Source organism: Synechococcus sp. MIT S1220 (genome assembly GCF_047303025.1).
In the GTDB taxonomy this organism is placed as follows: domain Bacteria; phylum Cyanobacteriota; class Cyanobacteriia; order PCC-6307; family Cyanobiaceae; genus Parasynechococcus.
Map to the genome: position 1 here is coordinate 180,674 of NZ_CP138939.1, position 18,204 is coordinate 198,877.

At 52.2% G+C, this 18,204-nt stretch carries 16 protein-coding genes; 8 read left to right on the forward strand and 8 right to left on the reverse strand.

Annotated elements, in window-relative coordinates:
* Window positions 1-128 precede the first annotated feature (128 nt).
* From SIB64_RS00980 to SIB64_RS00990, 3 genes are all read right to left on the reverse strand, one after another.
* Complete coding sequence (locus SIB64_RS00980) at window positions 129-1,166, reverse strand: carbamoyl-phosphate synthase (protein ID WP_413441482.1); 1,038 nt, start codon at window positions 1,164-1,166, stop codon at window positions 129-131.
* Window positions 1,167-1,387: 221 nt separating this feature from the next.
* Entirely contained in the window at window positions 1,388-1,873 is a 486-nt protein-coding gene (locus tag SIB64_RS00985) for a hypothetical protein (RefSeq protein WP_413441483.1), read from the reverse strand.
* Window positions 1,870-2,088: a hypothetical protein gene (locus SIB64_RS00990; protein WP_413441484.1), complete on the reverse strand. Its 219-nt coding sequence runs from the start codon at window positions 2,086-2,088 to the stop codon at window positions 1,870-1,872. The genes SIB64_RS00985 and SIB64_RS00990 overlap by 4 nt, the downstream gene beginning before the upstream one ends.
* A 264-nt stretch (window positions 2,089-2,352) precedes the next feature.
* On the opposite strand from SIB64_RS00990, the gene SIB64_RS00995 reads away from it, so the two are divergent.
* On the forward strand, window positions 2,353-4,737 hold the full coding sequence (locus tag SIB64_RS00995) for a DUF3854 domain-containing protein (protein ID WP_413441485.1): 2,385 nt from the start codon (window positions 2,353-2,355) through the stop codon (window positions 4,735-4,737).
* 40 nt (window positions 4,738-4,777) lie between these two features.
* On the opposite strand, the gene SIB64_RS01000 is transcribed toward SIB64_RS00995, so the two are convergent.
* From SIB64_RS01000 to SIB64_RS01010, 3 genes are all read right to left on the reverse strand, one after another.
* The gene (locus SIB64_RS01000) at window positions 4,778-6,637 is read right to left on the reverse strand and encodes a recombinase family protein (RefSeq protein ID WP_413441486.1); all 1,860 of its coding nucleotides are present in this window, start codon (window positions 6,635-6,637) and stop codon (window positions 4,778-4,780) included.
* Between the two features lie 34 nt (window positions 6,638-6,671).
* Window positions 6,672-6,887 carry a hypothetical protein gene (locus tag SIB64_RS01005; protein ID WP_413441487.1) on the reverse strand — a complete coding sequence of 72 codons (216 nt, stop codon included), beginning with the start codon at window positions 6,885-6,887 and terminating at the stop codon, window positions 6,672-6,674.
* An 821-nt stretch (window positions 6,888-7,708) separates the two neighbouring features.
* Window positions 7,709-8,641 carry a LysR family transcriptional regulator gene (locus tag SIB64_RS01010; RefSeq protein WP_413441488.1) on the reverse strand — a complete coding sequence of 311 codons (933 nt, stop codon included), beginning with the start codon at window positions 8,639-8,641 and terminating at the stop codon, window positions 7,709-7,711.
* An 83-nt stretch (window positions 8,642-8,724) separates the two neighbouring features.
* Between SIB64_RS01010 and SIB64_RS01015 the strand changes: the two genes are divergently transcribed.
* The 7 genes from SIB64_RS01015 to SIB64_RS01045 all read left to right on the forward strand — a co-directional run bounded on the left by SIB64_RS01015 (window position 8,725) and on the right by SIB64_RS01045 (window position 16,275).
* Window positions 8,725-9,171 carry a hypothetical protein gene (locus SIB64_RS01015; RefSeq protein WP_413441489.1) on the forward strand — a complete coding sequence of 149 codons (447 nt, stop codon included), beginning with the start codon at window positions 8,725-8,727 and terminating at the stop codon, window positions 9,169-9,171.
* On the forward strand, window positions 9,149-10,285 hold the full coding sequence (locus SIB64_RS01020) for a fatty acid desaturase (protein WP_413441490.1): 1,137 nt from the start codon (window positions 9,149-9,151) through the stop codon (window positions 10,283-10,285). The genes SIB64_RS01015 and SIB64_RS01020 overlap by 23 nt, the downstream gene beginning before the upstream one ends.
* A 186-nt stretch (window positions 10,286-10,471) precedes the next feature.
* Entirely contained in the window at window positions 10,472-12,352 is a 1,881-nt protein-coding gene (locus tag SIB64_RS01025) for a S8 family serine peptidase (RefSeq protein WP_413441491.1), read from the forward strand.
* 219 nt (window positions 12,353-12,571) lie between these two features.
* Window positions 12,572-13,477: a DUF3598 family protein gene (locus tag SIB64_RS01030; RefSeq protein WP_413441492.1), complete on the forward strand. Its 906-nt coding sequence runs from the start codon at window positions 12,572-12,574 to the stop codon at window positions 13,475-13,477.
* 169 nt (window positions 13,478-13,646) lie between these two features.
* A complete protein-coding gene (locus SIB64_RS01035) occupies window positions 13,647-15,800 on the forward strand; it encodes a glycosyltransferase (protein ID WP_413441493.1) in 2,154 nt (717 codons plus the stop codon).
* 24 nt (window positions 15,801-15,824) lie between these two features.
* Window positions 15,825-16,073 carry a DUF1651 domain-containing protein gene (locus tag SIB64_RS01040; protein WP_413441494.1) on the forward strand — a complete coding sequence of 83 codons (249 nt, stop codon included), beginning with the start codon at window positions 15,825-15,827 and terminating at the stop codon, window positions 16,071-16,073.
* Window positions 16,074-16,101: 28 nt separating this feature from the next.
* Window positions 16,102-16,275, forward strand: a complete 174-nt coding sequence (locus SIB64_RS01045) for a hypothetical protein (RefSeq protein WP_413441495.1) — start codon at window positions 16,102-16,104, stop codon at window positions 16,273-16,275.
* Here SIB64_RS01045 and SIB64_RS01050 read toward each other — a convergent pair.
* Window positions 16,272-16,520 (reverse strand): hypothetical protein, encoded by a 249-nt coding sequence (locus tag SIB64_RS01050; protein ID WP_413441496.1) that lies wholly within the window; start codon window positions 16,518-16,520, stop codon window positions 16,272-16,274. The genes SIB64_RS01045 and SIB64_RS01050 overlap by 4 nt on opposite strands.
* An 830-nt stretch (window positions 16,521-17,350) precedes the next feature.
* Complete coding sequence (locus SIB64_RS01055) at window positions 17,351-18,043, reverse strand: glycosyltransferase family 25 protein (RefSeq protein WP_413441497.1); 693 nt, start codon at window positions 18,041-18,043, stop codon at window positions 17,351-17,353.
* Window positions 18,044-18,204 lie beyond the last annotated feature (161 nt).

Below are 18,204 nucleotides of genomic sequence, written 5' to 3' on the forward strand. Positions count from 1 at the left end.
ATAAGAGCGAATAAAGAAATAAAAAGCCCCTGCAATTGCAAGAGCGTCGTGAAGGTTAGAGTCCACTATCTCATCTGGTTTCTTGTCTGTCGAAGCGCACAGCCCTTTCGCACAGCCCTTTTACTAATCTATCTACATCGTTTATCCTTCGCCCCATACTTATCTTGACATTTTTTCACATCGTCTCTGCATTTCCAGATGTTAAAGATGCACACGAAGATGTTAAGGTCATGTACACGCACATCCCGGTTGCTTGGTGTTGATGTTAAGGCATTAATTACAGGTAGTTGTTGAACCTTCTTTCGCATTGCTGTTGTTCTAGCCCCACCAAAGCGTACTTTTAGGTCAGCAGAAACTCTTGTTTCAAAGTGATCTGACTCTTGAAAATCGTGCGAGACATTTAAGCCAGCTGTTAAGCCATCGCTGATCTCATAGGCCAAACGTCCACGTACTGCAGAACCATCAATATGTTCCTCCTCTCGATGTTGGTAGTAATAACCAGCGGATGCATGGAGTGCTGGGGTTATGAAATAGCCAACATCTAATCCATAGGTGTTCATTGCACCGCCTTGATAAAAGCTGTTGAGCTTCTGTTCAACATCACCAACAGGCAGCAGTCCATAGGCGTTGAATGTCCAACTATTTGAGACCGCTTCTGCATTCAGTGCGATCTGCTGAAAGAAGGCTGTGCGCTTGTCGGTGACGCTGATACCTGTGTCAGTTCCACCTGATTTGACTGGGCGGCTGTCATAACCGCCATTCAGCCCGAACATCCAACTGCGATCACCATTCAGCCAGCGGTAACCAATACGGGTTGAGGTGGAGACGGTTCCACCCGCAACGTCGGTGTTGATGATGCTGCTGTAGCCCTCGCGATCAGCGAAGTTGGCGTTGACCAGGGCATCAAGGAACCAAACGCTGTTCTCTCCAACAGACAGTGGAAGGAAACCACCAATTCCTGCTTGGTTTGGTGTTCCTGCACCTTGGAGTGCACCTTGAAAACCAATGGTGGGTTTGACCACATCAGCCAGGCTGATGCTCATCACACCACCCAGATCCTCGGCGGTGTCAGCCTCTTGAGCAGCAGCAGGCAAGAGAGGAGTGTTGGCGATTGCCAGTGCAGCGGCACCACCGAGGGAGAGCGACAAGCGGATGAAGCGCAGCATCGACCAACCTTGACTCTTCGGATGATGTCTTAGATGTTGTTGGTCGTCACACAGGTTTGTTACACAGTCTCAAGCGCCTAGCCCACTTGCTTCTGCCTGTGGTTGCAGCCCACCACCGTGGAAGATGCGTGCGTGTGTCGCGGGTTATGGGTCATGGGTCATGCGTGACTGCCTGAGTGTTCCCCTTTCTGCATCAGTTGGGGCATGACGCAATTTCTGCATCAAATCGAGAGATCTTCCAGCAGAGTTGCCACTCCAAGAGCGGTCGCCTCGATGTTCATAGCCCCTTCGAGGGCCTTGCAGGCCGCGGCCATTACTGAAGGGAGCTCACGACCTTGAAGAACGGTGCCGGCTTCCAGGTGATGCCTCACACTGCGCTCAACCATCGCCAGTAGCTCTTCGGCTCGATCTCCAACAGTGCGAGCTCGTGTTAGCTGCTCTTGTCGGAACGTCTCCAGCTGGTGTCTGTAGCGCTCGAGATCCTCCTTCGTTCGTGACTCTGATGCTTCCTGGAGTATCCCCGAGTCGTATTCAGCCAGGCGCTCGACCCAGTTCCACTGTTCTGCCCGCCGGCGCAGGGTTGATTCAGAGCAACCCACAAAATCCGCGGTTTGACTGAACTGGCGACTGGGGCCGAAGTCTCGGTGCAGCAGAAGCTGCTCGAAGGCATCTGCGGGCTCACCGGCGAGCTGGGGGAAAGATTTCATCGACTCGGACGCTTTCCAACAGGCTTCCAACGGGCTTCAACAAGCACCAACACATTGCAGAGCTTCTGAAGGTCTGCTCGAACCAGCCTTCGTGATGGCCGGTAACTTGAAGAGTCGCCCCAGCATGCGTGAAGTACAACCTCACCGATGCGCTGCCACTTCAAACGGTTGGGGAACTCCTGACGAACCACGGGATTGATCCAACCCTTTTTCACGCAAGCGCACTCGAGCTAGGGCCTTCAGACGCCTACACAACTGGGCTCGATCGCTGGCTGGAGGAGAAGAACGCGGAGACAACGCATGGACAGTGCCAAACGCGCTCAAAGAACTGCACATCAGTCAGGAGAAGGACTCACCAAGCAGAAGGCGGCTGGTCACTGTTTTCTGTGGGAGTAAATCGCCAAGGCTGGCCTTCGCACAAGCAAGCCTTTGTTGGCCACCGAATTCATCCATCACGGCGCACGCCGGGACTGGGTGGCTTGAAGCTTGATGCCACCGGATGGGATGAAATCAACCGAGGGCTCATGCTCCCGCCGTTGAGCTTTGACGGCGCACTTGATCTCCTTGGGGAGCATGGATTCTCCTCAACACCGGAGACCTACACACCCGAACAAGCCTGGCTGTTTGTCTTCAAGAGACCAGAAGTACCCGTCTGGATTGAGGAATCAGCACTGAAGGCGATGGCGGCCTGCTCCATCGGCCAGATCGCAGTGGGAGTGAATGGGATCAATGGCTGGCATCAGAAAGGTCGCAGCGACCGGCTCATGCCTGCTCTGAAGCTTCTTGCCAAGAAGGGCCGCAAGATCGTTGTTCGCTTCGACTGCCCTGGCTCCAGCAAGAGCCAATCCAAACACCAAGCCAGGAAGCTGGCACGGCGCCTGGAGCGTGCGGGAGCCCGCAACGGCGGATGGTGGTGCTGGCTCCCAGGCAAACCTGGCAAGACCGATGACTTCGTCGCCGCACTGATCAAGGCGGACGCTGAAACGAAGTGCGAACTACGGGGTTGGCTGGATGCCTACGTCACCACATCCGACACCAACAGCAACTACCGGCGCATCAAGAGCACTTGGAGCACCCATCAGACCAAGGATGAGTTCAACGCTGATGTCCTGTTGAAGCTTGCCGAGACGCATCGCGTGATCGTCTTGAAAGGTGCGACCGGCACAGGAAAGTCCAAGGCCATGTTGGGGGCCCTTGAATCCTTGGAAGCCAAGACCAGGGCCAAGTTCACCGTCCTTGGTGCCTACCACCGTTCTTCATTGGTGCATAAAGGAGCCCATGAGTTCGGGGTCAAGAACCTCAGCGCGCCCTACGAATCAGCAGAAAGGGCCGGCCTGCATGAAGGGCGAACCATGCGGGATGGCTTGTTCTGCTGCGGTGAAAGCGCCTTCAAGGAATCGAGCGAACAAACTCTGTGGACATGGCTCTGGGAACTGCGTGATAACCCACGACCGACGCTGCTGGTGCTCGATGAAATCAGCCAAGTCCTCGCGAACTGGACCATGGGAGGCACCCCCGCACTTCGCAGCATCCGCTCAAAGGCTCTGGATGCCTTGGAGGGTTTACTCGCTCTGGACTGCGTTCATGTCTGGGCGGCCGATGCACTGGTTGGCGACATTGAACTGAATTGGCTGAAAGGCATCACAGGCTGTGATCCGCTACTGATCCACAGCACATTCACCCGTGAACGCGATCTGTTCATGGGGCTTCCGAACTCCGCCAACGAACGGACCCTGAACTTGCGCTTGAACGATGTGGTTCATGCCCAACAACGGTTCTGGCTAGGGCATGGAACAGTAAATGGCTTGTACCGATGCCTTGATGCGCTTCCAGAGGCACATCCATCAGAGGAGCTGAGGATCACAGGAGAAGACGACAGTCGCGGTGACCCCCGGGTGTCCCGTCTGATGGCCGATGCAGAGATGGAGGGCCCGCAATACCAACGCATTGGCTTCAGCCCCGCCGTGTCATGCGGCATCTCCATGGCAGCAACCCCAGTAGCGCTGACAGCAATCGTTCAGGCGTATTGCTGGAAGGCAGAGGATGTGATCCAGGCGCTGAACCGAGCACGAAACAGCAGCCAACGCATCCTGCTTGCACCGAAGGTCGTGCCAGAAGCCGCCGGAATCACCAAGGAAACCACTGCGAAAGAGGCCGCTAAGGCCCTGGAAGAGCGAATGAAGGCAGGGTCTCTTGATAACTACGCAGCGTTGTTAGCGGATCGGCATCCAGCAACGCGCAAAGCCGTTGCCGAACTCGAAGCCCGCAACAACTTCGAGTGCTTCAACAACAGTTGGTGCCTTCATGGCCTGCTCCAGGAAGAGGGCTATCTCATTCGTGGCCTCGAGGCGCTTGAAAGTCAGCAAGGGGAAGTGAATGAATCACCCCAGACAAAACAAAGTGACCGAAGAGAACGATCGCTGGAAGCAGCAGATGCTTTTCGCATGGAAGCTCTGCAGCGGCTCGCACTAGGAACCTCGGACCTTGCCAGCGAGCAACGTGAGGCCAGACGATTGATTGCGGGAGGGTCGTTTCTTGATCTAGCGGAAGTCGATGTGAGCGAGACCTGGGCAGTCACCCAGGAGTTAAAGCTCGACGAACTCATCAAGTCGAAAACCGTCTCGCGGAATAGTTCAGAGATCAGCGCGGTCTGGAACCAACTTCAAACGTTGAATCGCTCAGAAGTAAAGCGAGTTGGACGAGCAATGGCCTGCAGAGCCGACCGACTTCCAGGCCCGATGGACAGCATCGACGTACGCAGGATCTGGCCCTTGATAAGAAGACTGGGGTTTAGAGAGCGCAGAACAGGCCAAACAAGACGCGACGGCAACATCTGGACGATTGAACCAATCGACCTCAGCTAGCGGTCACCGTCATCGATCTGGCATGGCGTTCTATACCCCGTCATGTCAGATCGTTGATCATCTGGATTTCTCGATCAGGGTTCAGTCCCAGCTCAGATGACCGGAAGCGAGCAATCTCTTGGAGACCAGCAGCGACCTCTGGGGGGAAGACAGGCCGCGGAAACTTGCCAGGTTCTTTGATCACTCCTCCTTGTCCTGTCATCAGTTGATTGAACCAATTCTTGCCAGCAAACAAGAAGGCAAAGCCGCGCTCGCAACCCATCGCTCGCAGAGCATGTAGCTCTCCACCAGCAGTCCCCCAAGAATCCTTCGGAAACCCATTGGGTCCAAGCCGGTTGTAGTGGAGCACAATCGCGTCACCACTCATGACCCAAGAGATACCGAGCTGCTGAAGCCAAGAGTTGAACTGCATCCGTTTAGGAATCTCTTGAAGCCCATGCTGAAGAAACTGGGACACGATCTCGACTGTGTCCTGCGCCTTCAGCACAGGGTCCTGAGGGCGTAACTCGCTGAGCCTGTAGTTCAACTCAGAAATCTCGCGCTCGAGCTCTGGAACTTGCTCACGAGCCTGAGAGATGGCATCGGTCAGAACAGCGACCTGAATCTCGTTGGGCTGCTCCTTCGTCAGCTCTTCAGCAAGACGATTTTCACCGCGCTGAATTCTTCCACTGAGCTCCTGAAGCTGATCGTTTGCAGTACGGATCTGCCTGCTCAAATCCTCCACTTCCGGCCCCGTCTGGATGGGGAAAAGGTTCTGCCAGTCAGCCAACGACAAGGTCGCCATCAGCATCGCCTCGGCCTCATCCAAAGGAAGATTGATGGTCGGCGTCTTCCGCCAAGCACCAAGCTGCTCACGACATCGCGTCGCACCCTGCTTTGCGACCGCACCAGCACTGTCCGAACAGGTGACATAACCGGGATGCCCGGGTCTGGCGTATCGACCGGCCGCCCTGTAAGTCAACAGAGACCCACAACCCGCACAACGGACCAAACCACTGAACAAGAAATGAACTTTCCGCGCCTTGGTGGTTGAACGCTTCCGATCACGCGTTGCCTTCGCCCTTTGCGCTCTTGTGAAGGTCTCCCGGTCAACAACAGAGGGGTAATAACCCGGAATGTCATGACTGTTTCTTCGCTGTAACAAGCCGGTGACAGCGGGGTCCCTTAACCGTTGACTGACCTGACCACGGTTCCAACGACCGTCCTTAGAGGCTGGAGGAGCTGCAAAACCCTCCGCATTCAGCTCGTCGGCAATCTGCGTCTGGCCCATCCCTGCCAGGCACATCTTGAACATGGCCTCGATGGACTTGGCATGGCCGTTCAAGCGAAATGGGCTCTCAGGCAACGACTCATCCCGGTCAATCCAGTAAGGATTGCGATGCCGCGGCCTCTCACCACGGTCCTGAGCTTCGTAGATCTTGCGCCACCCACCACGAGACCATTTCGACTTCTCGTCGCTCTCGGCATGAGCCTGGGCGAACAGAAAAGACAACATGGCCAGGTCTTGAGCCCCAGTCGTCTCTCTGAACAAAGGAGAGCCAGCCTGATAGCTGCAGACCGCAAACCCAAGCCCCTGCCCCCAGACATCACGGATCAGAGACTCCAGTGCATCCAGAGGCTCTTGCCTGGAGAAGCGCCTGTGATCCTCGACGACCAGCACGGAGCCCTTCGGGATAGAACCAGAGCGAGCTGCCGCTAGAAAACGCCCCAGCGCCCCTTGGGTGCGGTTCCGGCCGGTGTAAGCGCTGACGCCTGGATCGAGAAGTTCCTCAGCAAGACGAAAATCGGGATGCCTGCGCATCCAATCCTTCAGAACCTGCTCCTGGCGCTGCAGACCTGACTTTTCGCCTTGTGCCTGGCCACCACTGGAAACGCGGCGATAGGAATAAGCCAGCGCCATGGAGAGGCTCGCTCGTCATAGCCAAGCTAGACAACTATGCCGCAGAGCACCGCATCACCTCAGCAATCCAGATGCCGTAGGGATCGAGCTCATCCTGGGGGTAGGGCCAATCTCCATCTGAGCTGAACATCCAGGGCTTATGGACCACATCCCTCCGGCCATGCGCCTCCCACCAGGCCAACAGAAAGAAGGCCAGTTCAGGCGCCAAGTCACCTCGATCTCCATTTTCAGTACGTCCGCGCGCGTCCATCAGGCATGTTTCCAGGCCTGCTCAGAGCTCGGCCAAGTTGATACCAAAACCAAGCACTGGATGATCTGCCCAAAGGGCACAGCAACCAACGCCAACCGCGCGTCACTGGACTGACCAACGCATCCAGAAGCATCAGCCATCATCTGACGGCGCAACCGAACACAGACCATCTGCGCAAATACTCCAGGCAAGAGAAGTGACTCTGGGTCGTCTCCAGCAACTGATACACATTGATTGCTCTGGACAAATGAAGGTGCCAAACTCAAAACAAAACAATTCCTCAACCAGCAACTCACGAAACAACAACTTGAATCATCAAAAAACATCCGCCGAACTCTATTTTAGACGCGATGCTGCAATAGGACCAGATCAATGGGTTTCAATATAAGTTGTTAGCACCCATACCAAACATCTCCAAGCAAGTATGCCCCAACCAATCCATTCAAAAAGCAAAGTCTCCATTTTGATTTTTCAACCCGCATTCTTCTTACTTCAATTCCTGGCCATTACTGGTTTTTCAAACAGACAACATCCGTTCAACATTTGGCTGGCTGATCCCTGCTTTTTGTGATATCATGAACCATATCCTAACTCAACAGTTGCCAATAAAACTGAAAATATGCCCGTGGTTGAGCAACACTATTAAGGCATAGCCTTCGAGCAATAGTACAATAACTCATAAAAAAATTTAGTCGCCAGATCAATAACCCAATTCGAATGCAGCGCACTCAACTTCAGGCATTCGCCCAACGAGAAGAAAAAAACATTATACCAGATTTAATGGCATCATACTATGGAGATTTGGAGACTAAATCAAATCATTAATGACATTCTAAATCTTCAAAACAAGGTTCCTGGTGCCGCGCCAGTGACATGAAACCGGAGATGTAGTCGATCGACATATCGGCTTCACGGATACCGAGATGAATCTGTTTAGCCAGCCCCCTCTCACCAAGTTTGACCAAGGAAAGATTCATTCGGCCCAAATAACGTTCGGATAGCCATCGGGGCAAGGCTGCCACACCCCGGCCACAAGACACCATTTGCAAAATCATATCGGTGGTTTCGATCCGCTGATGCCGCGCCGGCAATTGGCCGGCAGGAGTGAGGAAGGATTGATAGATATCCAACCGCTCCAACGTGACGGGATACGAAATCAGCACCTCACCCTGCAAATCATGAGGAGCCACCCAATCTTGAGCTGCCAAAGGATGCTGATTGGAGACCACTAACACCTGTTCATAATCAAACACCGGCTCAAAGTGGAGACCAGGCTTGAACACAGGGTCAGGAGTGACGAGCATGTCAATCTCATGATTCAGCAATGCCCCCAAACCACCAAACTGGAATTTTTGAATCACATCAATGTCCACATCTGCGTAAGCCTGCAGAAAGGGATCCGTCACCGTGAGCAACCACTGATAACAAGGATGGCATTCCATCCCAAACCGAAGTGTCCCGCGGAGACCTTCTGCAATTTGATGCACATGGGATTCAGCGAGAGCCAATTGAGGCAAAAGCCTTTCACCCAAAGCCAAGAGATAACGGCCCGCCTGCGTAAGAACAAGCGATCGACCATCACGCATCCAAATAGAAGTACCAAGTTGCTTTTCAAGCTTTTTGATCGAATGGCTTAATGCTGACTGTGTCAACGCCAATGCATCTGCTGCAGCGGTTAAGGAACCCTGGCGCTCAACTTCAACAATGATCTGCAGATGCAGCCTTTGCAAGGCATGCTCATGAGCTGCGTTCATGGATCAATGAAGAATCAACATTTTACTTTTACAGAATCGAACCTCACAATTTCTACGCCACGATCAAGTCCAAGTCTGGCGTCATGTCGTTCAACAGAACCACAATCCCATGTTTTTCTAACCACCCTGCCCCGATCCGCAACCGACAACAACGCTGGTTCACCGATCACCTTCTCCTGCTCGGTGCCTGGGCCTGGCAGGGATTTCTGCATCAGGGGCGCGGCCTTGTCCTGATCCGGGCGACCACGCAGAACGCAGGTCCATGGTCATGGAGCGATGAGCCGAGCGAGCACGAGCCCCTGTATCTGGAAGCGTCGGCGGCCACGACAGCCATTAACCAGCTACCCGACAACACAAGCAGACATCAGATCCAGACAGCGATGCGGACCTACGACCCCACCTCTGATGCGATTGCCTACGTGCTCTTTGCCGAGCAGCCCTTGGTTGTGCATTTGATGCACATGCAAATTCCTCCTGCACAGGCCTATCGCCTGATGGAACGCCGATGTGACGAATTCGATCTTTCTTGAATGCCCCGTGATTCAGCACCGCACCTATCAGGACTTCAACCTGAAGCCCTTCGCCCAACGCAGCAACAACCGGGCCCTGGTTCAAATTGCGAACACCTTGATTCCCTACGGACTGGTTTGGTACCTGGTGCTTCAAATCGCAAACATTTCTCTGTGGTTGACGCCGCCCTGTCTGGTCCTGCTCAGCTTATTTTCACTGCGCAGTTTTGCGCTAATGCACGATTGCGGCCATGGTTCATTGTTCACAACCGCGAGGCTGAATCGGATTTTCGGCTTCCTTCTGGGTGCGATCAATGGCGTTCCACAACTCTGCTGGTCCCGCGACCATGCTTATCACCACAAAACCAATGGCGACTGGCAACGCTATCGCGGTGTAGCAGACTTCCTAAGCCTTGAAGAATTCCAGAGCCTTAGCAGCAGACAACAGACGATCTACAGATGGATCCACCATCCACTTATGGCAATTCCAGGTGGTTTTTATTATCTAGCGATCAAACCAAAACTGGATCTGTGCATTGGTCTTTTCGAGCCAAGGCATCGCGTATGGAGCTCAACCGAAGAGCTCGTCGATCTCTGGCTAAGCAATGTATTCAACATTGTTGCCCTTGCTTGCCTTGGGTGGTGGACAGGCTTCGGACTGTTCATCAGCCTGTACTGCATCGTGCTTTGCCTGACAGCATCAGCCTTAATTTATGTGTTTTACGTACAACACATCTTTGAACACAGTTATGCCCATTCGAGTGAAGGATGGAACCCCCTGCGAGGAGCCTTGGAAGGCACAAGCCTGTTGAAACTGCCACCTCTCCTGCAATGGTTTACGGCCAATATCGGCTATCACAACATTCATCACCTCTGCGAACGCATCCCCAACTACAACCTGCAGGCCTGCCATCAAAGCAATCAATACCTCCTCAAAGACGTCCCAGAGATCACGCTCAGAACCATGCTGAAGTGCTCAAAATTTCTGCTGTGGGACCCTGCCAACGCAACCCTGACTGAGATTCCCATACGAAGCCAAAAAGCAGCACTTCAAACAATGGTTGATAACAAGAACATTTCATCCCTATGGCATGACAGCCACAAAATCAAAAGCATCAAGAGGCATTCTGCTTAGCCAAATCAGGTCTTCAACAACGGTTCCAAGATGGCTCTCAATCACAACGCTACAACATCAATATAAACATCAATTATCAGATCAATGATTGCGTGGATCGAATCGCCTCGCGACACATGCATCGCTCCCGGGCGATCCTTGCCATAAAAAAGCTTTTCGCATAAACTAAAAAAAAGCTAGTCAACCATGGCTAAATCCTATTTCGATTGGGGGTCATTCTCAAGAGGAGACGATTACTATCACGAAGCGAAAGTCAGAGAAGGTGATACGTACGACATAAATTTCTCTATTCGAGGCAAAGACACTGTCTACGCTTACTTCGACCTCTATGATTTCTCAGACGACCTCGATCTCTTTCTTTACAAGGACGACGGCAGCAAAAGCAGAAAACCCTACTACGAAATTTCGTCATCTGAAAGCGAGGGCGACGAGGAAGAAAGTATTTTCAAGGGACTCACTGCTGGGAACTACATCCTTGAAGTCGAACACTTTGAAGATCTTGATGGACGATCAAAAGAGGCGACATTTACCATTGACTTCGATGCCGTTTCTTTCGAAGAAGAGTCTGAGCTGCCGAACGACCCATTGTTTTCTGAACAATGGTATTTGCTGAATTCCGGGCAATATGGCGGCCTCGACAACGAAGACATCGTGGCACCGGAGGCCTGGGGGCAGAGAAGTGCCAGCCCCAATGTTGTTGTCGCAGTGATCGATGGCGGCATTCAACTGAGCCACCCCGATTTAACGAGCAATATCTGGATCAACAAGGATGAAATCTTTAACAATGGCGATGATGACGACAACAATGGATTCAAGGATGACTATTACGGCTGGAATTTTGCCGATAATGTACCAAACCCGGTACCGGATTCCCATGGCACCCATGTGGCCGGAATTATTGGCGCTGAAGGAAACAACGGGATCGGCATCACTGGTGTGACGTGGGACGTTCAGCTCATGCCCATCGATGTTTTTGGGAAGGCAGGAGATGGAGGTGCCGGCATGTTCGAATTCTGGTATTCAGTGCTCGACGGCATCGATTATGCGGTTGACAATGGCGCTGACATTATCAACATGTCGCTTGGGGAAAATTTTAAACTGAACGCCAGACAGTTTTTTGAGAAATTTCCACAATGGCATGAAGATACAAAAAATACGTTGGAAAGGGCTGTCAATAACGGTACATCAATCGTGATTGCAGCTGGGAATGAAGAGATCAATTTTGATAATGAAAGGTGGATTAGTTATCCAGCTGTCTACAGCGAATTCATCCCTGGCGTGATCTCGGTTGCGTCCATCACCAACACTGGCGATGTTGCCTCGTACTCCAATGTGGGCAGCAAAGTGACGATTGCAGCCCCCGGTGGTGACACGTTTAAAAAAACCGGGGCTGGAATTTTGAGCACGGTCACAAGATCGCGCTACAAAGCATTTGATGGCACCAGCATGGCCAGTCCTGTTGTCGCAGGTGCGGCCGCTCTGGTGAAAGCCGAAAATCCGTCACTCAGCCCACAAGAGATTGAAGATGTCTTAACAAGCAGTGCAGATCAATACAAAGAATTTAATCACCTGGTTAAAGATGGAAATTATCTCAATCTCAACGACGCAATCTCCCTGGCCTCAAAATACAAAACCCGTTCAATCTCCAAACCGATTGAAAAGACAGGCAGTACGTCGACGGATAACATTATCGGCGGCAGCGGCGAGGACTACCTCGACGGCAACAAAGGAGACGACTCCATCAATGGCAAGGGAGGAGACGACATCATCATCGGCAGCCAGGGACACGATTCACTCTTTGGAGGCGACGGCAATGACATGTTTGTGATCGACACAAAGCTCAGCAAAGGGAAGAATAATGTAGACAACATAATGGACTTTGAAAAAAATGCCGACTTCATCTACCTCGAAGGAAAAGCCAAGCGCATTAACATCCGTACAGATAGGGCAGGCGACACGCTGATCACAAACGGAAAAGACCTGATCGCCATACTCTGGGACGTCGAGGCCAATGACCATGAGCTCACAAAAATCACCAACAATGAATGGTATATCGATATCTACTAAAGGCTTCAACATAATTCAAAATTACGGCCAAATACATATCTTCGCTCCAAGTCAGCATTGATGGTCTGATTTTGATTCTTGATCAAGGTTCCTTTTACAGACATGCACTTTTGCCACTGTCATGAAGCATAACAAGCACCATACTCCAGCAGGTTTAGCACGATGAATTTACTGTGGTTGTTGAGTAGAAGCAAAAGCTCACGATCGAGGAAAGATGGGATGTCAATGATGCGCTGGCTTGCTCTTTTCGCACCCGTTGCGCTTTGGCTTGGCTTGGCTTTGGACAGACCAATCCGAAGCCAAACACAAGGAGAACCACTGGATCAGGTCGCAACATCACCCAGACATTCCGACCGCAACTGGCATGCTTTTTGGCAGCATCATCTCGGTGAATGGAAAGGACGTTGGACCCGCTACGCGCCCGCCGGTGAGATCGAAGACACCTTCTTGAGTTCGCGATCGTTCATAACCAATCCATCCAGAACTGAGGTGGTTCAAGTGAACCGCTACAGCTACGCCAGCGGAGGTTCGCTCAAAAAAGAATGGCGATACATCCTCAAAGATCACAGCAGAGCAGATGGCTTGACGCATCCGGCCTATGCCGCCATGCGTGGTCTGGCTTTCAACAATGGCGCAGCAGCGTTGTTCATCCCAACACTACAAACCAACCAGTTCGCACCGTTTGAGTTCTTTCTGAAGCACGGCGATTTCCGCCACAGCGTTGCACTGCTCTACGGACAAGATGGGCAACTCATACGAACATCAAGCATCCGCGAGGAACGGGGTCAGCCGTCAGAGGCTTTCTGGACAGACAACGTTGTGCAGATGAAACCCTGGCATCCAAAGGGTTTCTGGAAGGGAAACACACAACAGATCAACCCTGATCTGACCCAAGATCCTGTCGGACAATTCAATTGGCAATGGAAATCGACAGAGCAAACCACGCATTACTTCCCGGATCGCATCATCCTGCGTTGTCCGCAGCGCTTGGTTGAAGGTCAATCCTTCTCCATCAACGTGCTCTGGCAGGTGAGCACAAAAGAGCTTCAGACGATTTCAGCGTCATACAACAACCAAAGGCAATTGATCTCGGTGATGCATCAATCGCTTTCAGCTGACTCTTGATGATTTGTTGAATCAGAGTTCCCCAAGAAATCACTCCACAACAAACAATTGATTATTGCGCCTTTCCTACGCCTGATGTCCTGCTTGTTGCATCCCAAATGCGATCGCTGCTTTTTCTCTGATCTATTGATTTACTAATCGTCGTTCTGCGGGCGCAGTACCGCCGGCGTTGTCCTTAGCGTCTAACGCCAATCAGGCCGGACGCAACGTGAGCCTGCTGTTCTTGGTCCTGCCGTTCTGGTTGACCCGTCGGCCTGAAGCCGAGTCACCCATCTGGGCACGACGCAGCCTGATCTTCTTCATCACAGGACTGACGGTCCGCTACCTGCTTTGGCGTTTCTCCTATGGCCTCAACGCTGAATCCCGTTTGGCTCTGGGTCTCAGCCTGTTGCTGGTTGTCGCGGAAGCCTGGCTCTTACTGACAGCCCTGCTGCCGCTCTGGCTCTCCTGGAGGCGCTACCCGGATCGACGCAATCAGGCCTTGCAACTGCAACAGGCCTGGCAACGCACGGCCTGGCGTCCATCAGTGGACATCTTCGTTCCCACTTACGGCGAGCCCCCTCAGGTGCTGGAACGCACCCTGCGTGGCTGCTTGGGGCAGACCTATGTGCACACCACCGTCTGGGTTTTGGATGACAGCGGTCGTGAAGAGATCGAAGCCCTGGCGTTGCGCCTGGGTTGCCGCTATCGCCACCGTCCGCGGCGTGCCCATGCCAAAGCGGGCAATCTCAACGACGGGCTGCGGCACAGCCAGGCCGAACTCGTGGCCGTGTTCGATGCCGATTTCATTCCTCAAGAGCACTTTCTCGAACGCTGCATCGGTTTTCTTCAAGCACCGGATGTGGCTCTGGTGCAGACACCGCAAAGCTTCATCAATGCGGACCCCGTGATGCGGAACCTCGCCCTCGAACCGTGGATCCTGCCGGATGAGGAAAGTTTCTACCGCTGGATCGAGCCGGTTCGCGATGGATGGGGGGCCGTTGTTTGCGCCGGAACATCCTTCCTCGCCCGCCGGGAAGCCCTGATCCAGGTGGGCGGATTCAATGAACAGGCACTCTCAGAAGACTTCGTCACCGGCATCGCGCTGCGGGAGCACGGCTGGAAATTGGTGTACCTGCAGGAGAAACTCAGCGCAGGAATGGCGGCGGAATCCATGGATGATTTCGTACGACAGCGGCAACGCTGGGCCTCGGGCACGCTGCAAAGCCTCTGGCTTGCATCCGGACCCCTGCGAGCCCGGAACCTCAGCCTGGGCCAGCGGCTGTCCTACCTGGAGGGTGTCCTCCACTGGCTCAACACACTTCCCCGGCTGATCCTGATGCTGATGCCTCTCAGTGTTGGCCTGCTGGGGATCGTCCCTCTTCAATTCAACAGTGAGGCACTGATCCAGCACTTGCTGCCGCTTTGGGGAACCGTCCTGCTCAGCATCGGCTGGCTGAACCGCGGCAGCCGAGCAGCACTGCTTAGTGAACTCACCAGCTGGGTCCTCACCATTCCTCTCACCCTCACGGTAATCAGTGGTGTTCTGGGAAAGACGCTCGGATTTCATGTCACCCCCAAAGATCGTCGCCGGGACCGCGCTGGCTGGAGCTGGCGGCTCACCCTGCCGCTGCTGGTGCTTTCAGCGCTGAACAGCGTCAATCTGATTCGGGTGATGCAGACCCTCCTGATCGGGGCCAATCCCGCTGGATCGATCACGCTGATCTGGGCAAGTTTGAATCTGCTCGGCACGTTGATTGCCCTACGGGCCTGCTGGGATCCGGCCGTTCAAGACCCCTCGCCCTGGTTCGAAGTCAACAAGCGAGCCACCACTGAAACCAGTAGGGGAGATCAGGGCGAATGCGTCGTCACTGCGATCAGCGAAAGCGGCGCTGAACTCTGGTTCGAAGCGCCCCTATCTTCGCCAGCCAACAACGCCAGGTTGCAATGGACGCGGGAGATGCCATCGCTGCCATTGACCGTGATCGCGACAGCGGGATCGCGTCAGCTGGTGCACTGGGCAGCGCTGAATGAAAAGCAGACCTGTGCATTGCTGCACTGGCTTTATCAACGCCCGGGTTGCTGGCCGCAGCGCACGCCGCCCAAGGAGTGGATGGCACTGCTGATGGTTCTGAAACGGCTGCTGGCGGGCTCGCCCCCACCCAGGCCGTTCCAACGAAGTTTGGTGCCCCTCTCGGCCACCAACGATTACCCGCATCGCCATGAGAGATCCATGAACCTCACGCCACCAGCACCGCTGCGCACTCTTTTTCGCCGAAAGAACCGATCCAGACGCCCGAGGAAGATCACACCAACCTTGCCAGCACAACACACCCAGGGCTAGTACGTTTGTATTTACCAATGACCATTGAGTGACAACTGGTTGATCGATTCAGAAGCGCAATGGGTGTGGCACTTCCACCACGACACCAAGACCAGTCAGCGGGAACCGAGGGTCTTCATCGATCGTGGACGCCCCATGCCCGATGGGCCACCACTCCTGAAGGAACGCCGTTATCTCCACAAGGAGGCCGCCGAGCAACTTTGGCGCTCCCTCAAGAGCCAGGGCTGGACACCTCTCAGCAAACCAGCCTGGAGCGCATCCGCCGAACTCTGATCATCGTTGGGCAACCAGGACTGATGCCATGCAGGAATGGACCGATGAGTTCATCACCAACGCCCAGCAGGAGCTGGTTGGGATGGTGGACGATTGGCAATACGACTACGGCGCCGACAACAAAGCCTGCACAGCCATGCTGCTCTGGATGGTTTTAAAGCTGAATCCAACGGCCAACATTCCGAAAGGCCTGATCGATTAATGCTCCTGAGGCAAATCCAGTTGAAGCGGATGCGCCACCTCCGGCAACGCCTCAACTCGTTCGCTGAGGACGAGCTCAACAACCGCATGCAGATAGGCGACCCGTCGCAGGCGAATCAATGCGTCCGCATCGGGTGCCTCCTTCAGCACACCCAAAACGGTTTTTAGAGCTTGGCGATTGGTTTGACGGTCCATGGTGAATCCTGTTGATGCCATCAGCATCGGTGTGATCACTAGTCCGCTCAAGGATGCAGGTCATCGCAGGCCGTGATACGCATCACACACAGCTCTGGAGACTTCAAAAATTGACAAGGAGCAAAACACAAATCACGAATCAGGTAAAAATGCCACCACCATTTAGCTTATTCATCATTTATGACATTTACCGATACTGATTCACTACGTGCAGATTGCACTTTTCCATTCACTTAAATCCCTAAGCCTATGAAAAAAGAAATAAGTCACGTATTACAATCAACAATCAAGCAAAACTTAAGGCATTGCTTTCAGTCATTACCATTAATTAAATAAGAAAACATTATCTATAGCGCAGTACAGGCCTTAGGCAAAAATCACACCACGCCTGCAAACATTATCGAAACCATTCAGAGCATGTAGGCGAAAAATGAAACTCGGAAATACCAATTTAACTCTGAAGACTTGAAGGACATTAGAGCACAAAAAAACACAATTAACTTAAGAGACTGACTTTTTAAGTCTTGCAAACGTAGCTACCTAAACATGCTAGAAATGAATTACCAGACAAAACCTATTCTTCTGGGCGAACGCATTCGAAATACTCAGGAGCACTGGATCAATATATTCTCAGCTAGAGAACTTCATCACAAAAAAATTCAATGCAAAATAAAATTTGCTCTTTAATTTGCAAACAATTGGACACACAAGAAAAACCCACGTAAAAGGACAATCATCTAAAAGGCGGCAGTAAACCTAGGGCTTAAAACCACCGTTCATGGATCCTCAGACCATGAATATAAACATTCAAAAACTAAGAAATTCCAGCATTGGAGAAGACCTCTCCAGCCCTAAAAAATCCAAACATACCTCAGAGCAGATCAGGGCAAGGTAGGATATTTTGTAGCTTTATCTAAAATAGAGACATGAAAGTTTCGAGCTCCAATTTCCGACTGAAAAACAGAATCTTGAACAACAACTTCTGGCAAGAGCCCTAAAACCTTTACGCCTATATTTTCGGAAAAAGCAATCAGATCATCTGAAGCATAGCGAACAGGATATCCAAATCCAAGCATTTTCTCAGCCGCTGAAAGCTTCAAACAATAAGCGCCAGCACTTCCTGGAGGCTCAACAAATTTTGACAGTCGATATATATCAAATAATGCCTCCCCATAAGGAATTGATGGGGTAATAGAAACCAAATTAATCAGATCCCAATCATGGCGTGAAAAAGTATTGAGTTTCCGCAAAAACAACTTAAAAGCCATACCAATGCGAATGTCGTCTTCAAGAATAACGGCGACAGATAAATCTCTTTCAACCATCCTTTGATAAACCAATAAATGAGACAATGCGCATCCAAACTCGGAATCTGTCAAGGGCCTGCCTCCGCAAACTTGAGAAAATTTTTGCGAACACAATCGGGAAAATTGATTTGCATTTTCATTTAATTTTGAGCCATCTATTGCATCAATCATTTCACATGCAATATTTAAGTTTAAAAACTGTTCCTCCATAAACTCCCGCCTACGCGTTGAACGCTTTAGATTTATACAGAAAACTTTTGGAAACAATTTTTGATCTTATATTCGAAACTATATTAGCACCTAAAGCATCTTTCGACGCTGACAAACACAAGCCCCCTCGAAGATATTTAAGGAATTAATGAATAAGCAGCACCAATTCCAGGAGACAGTTGCCTTCTTCAAGCAATATCGCAATCAAACACCTTCCA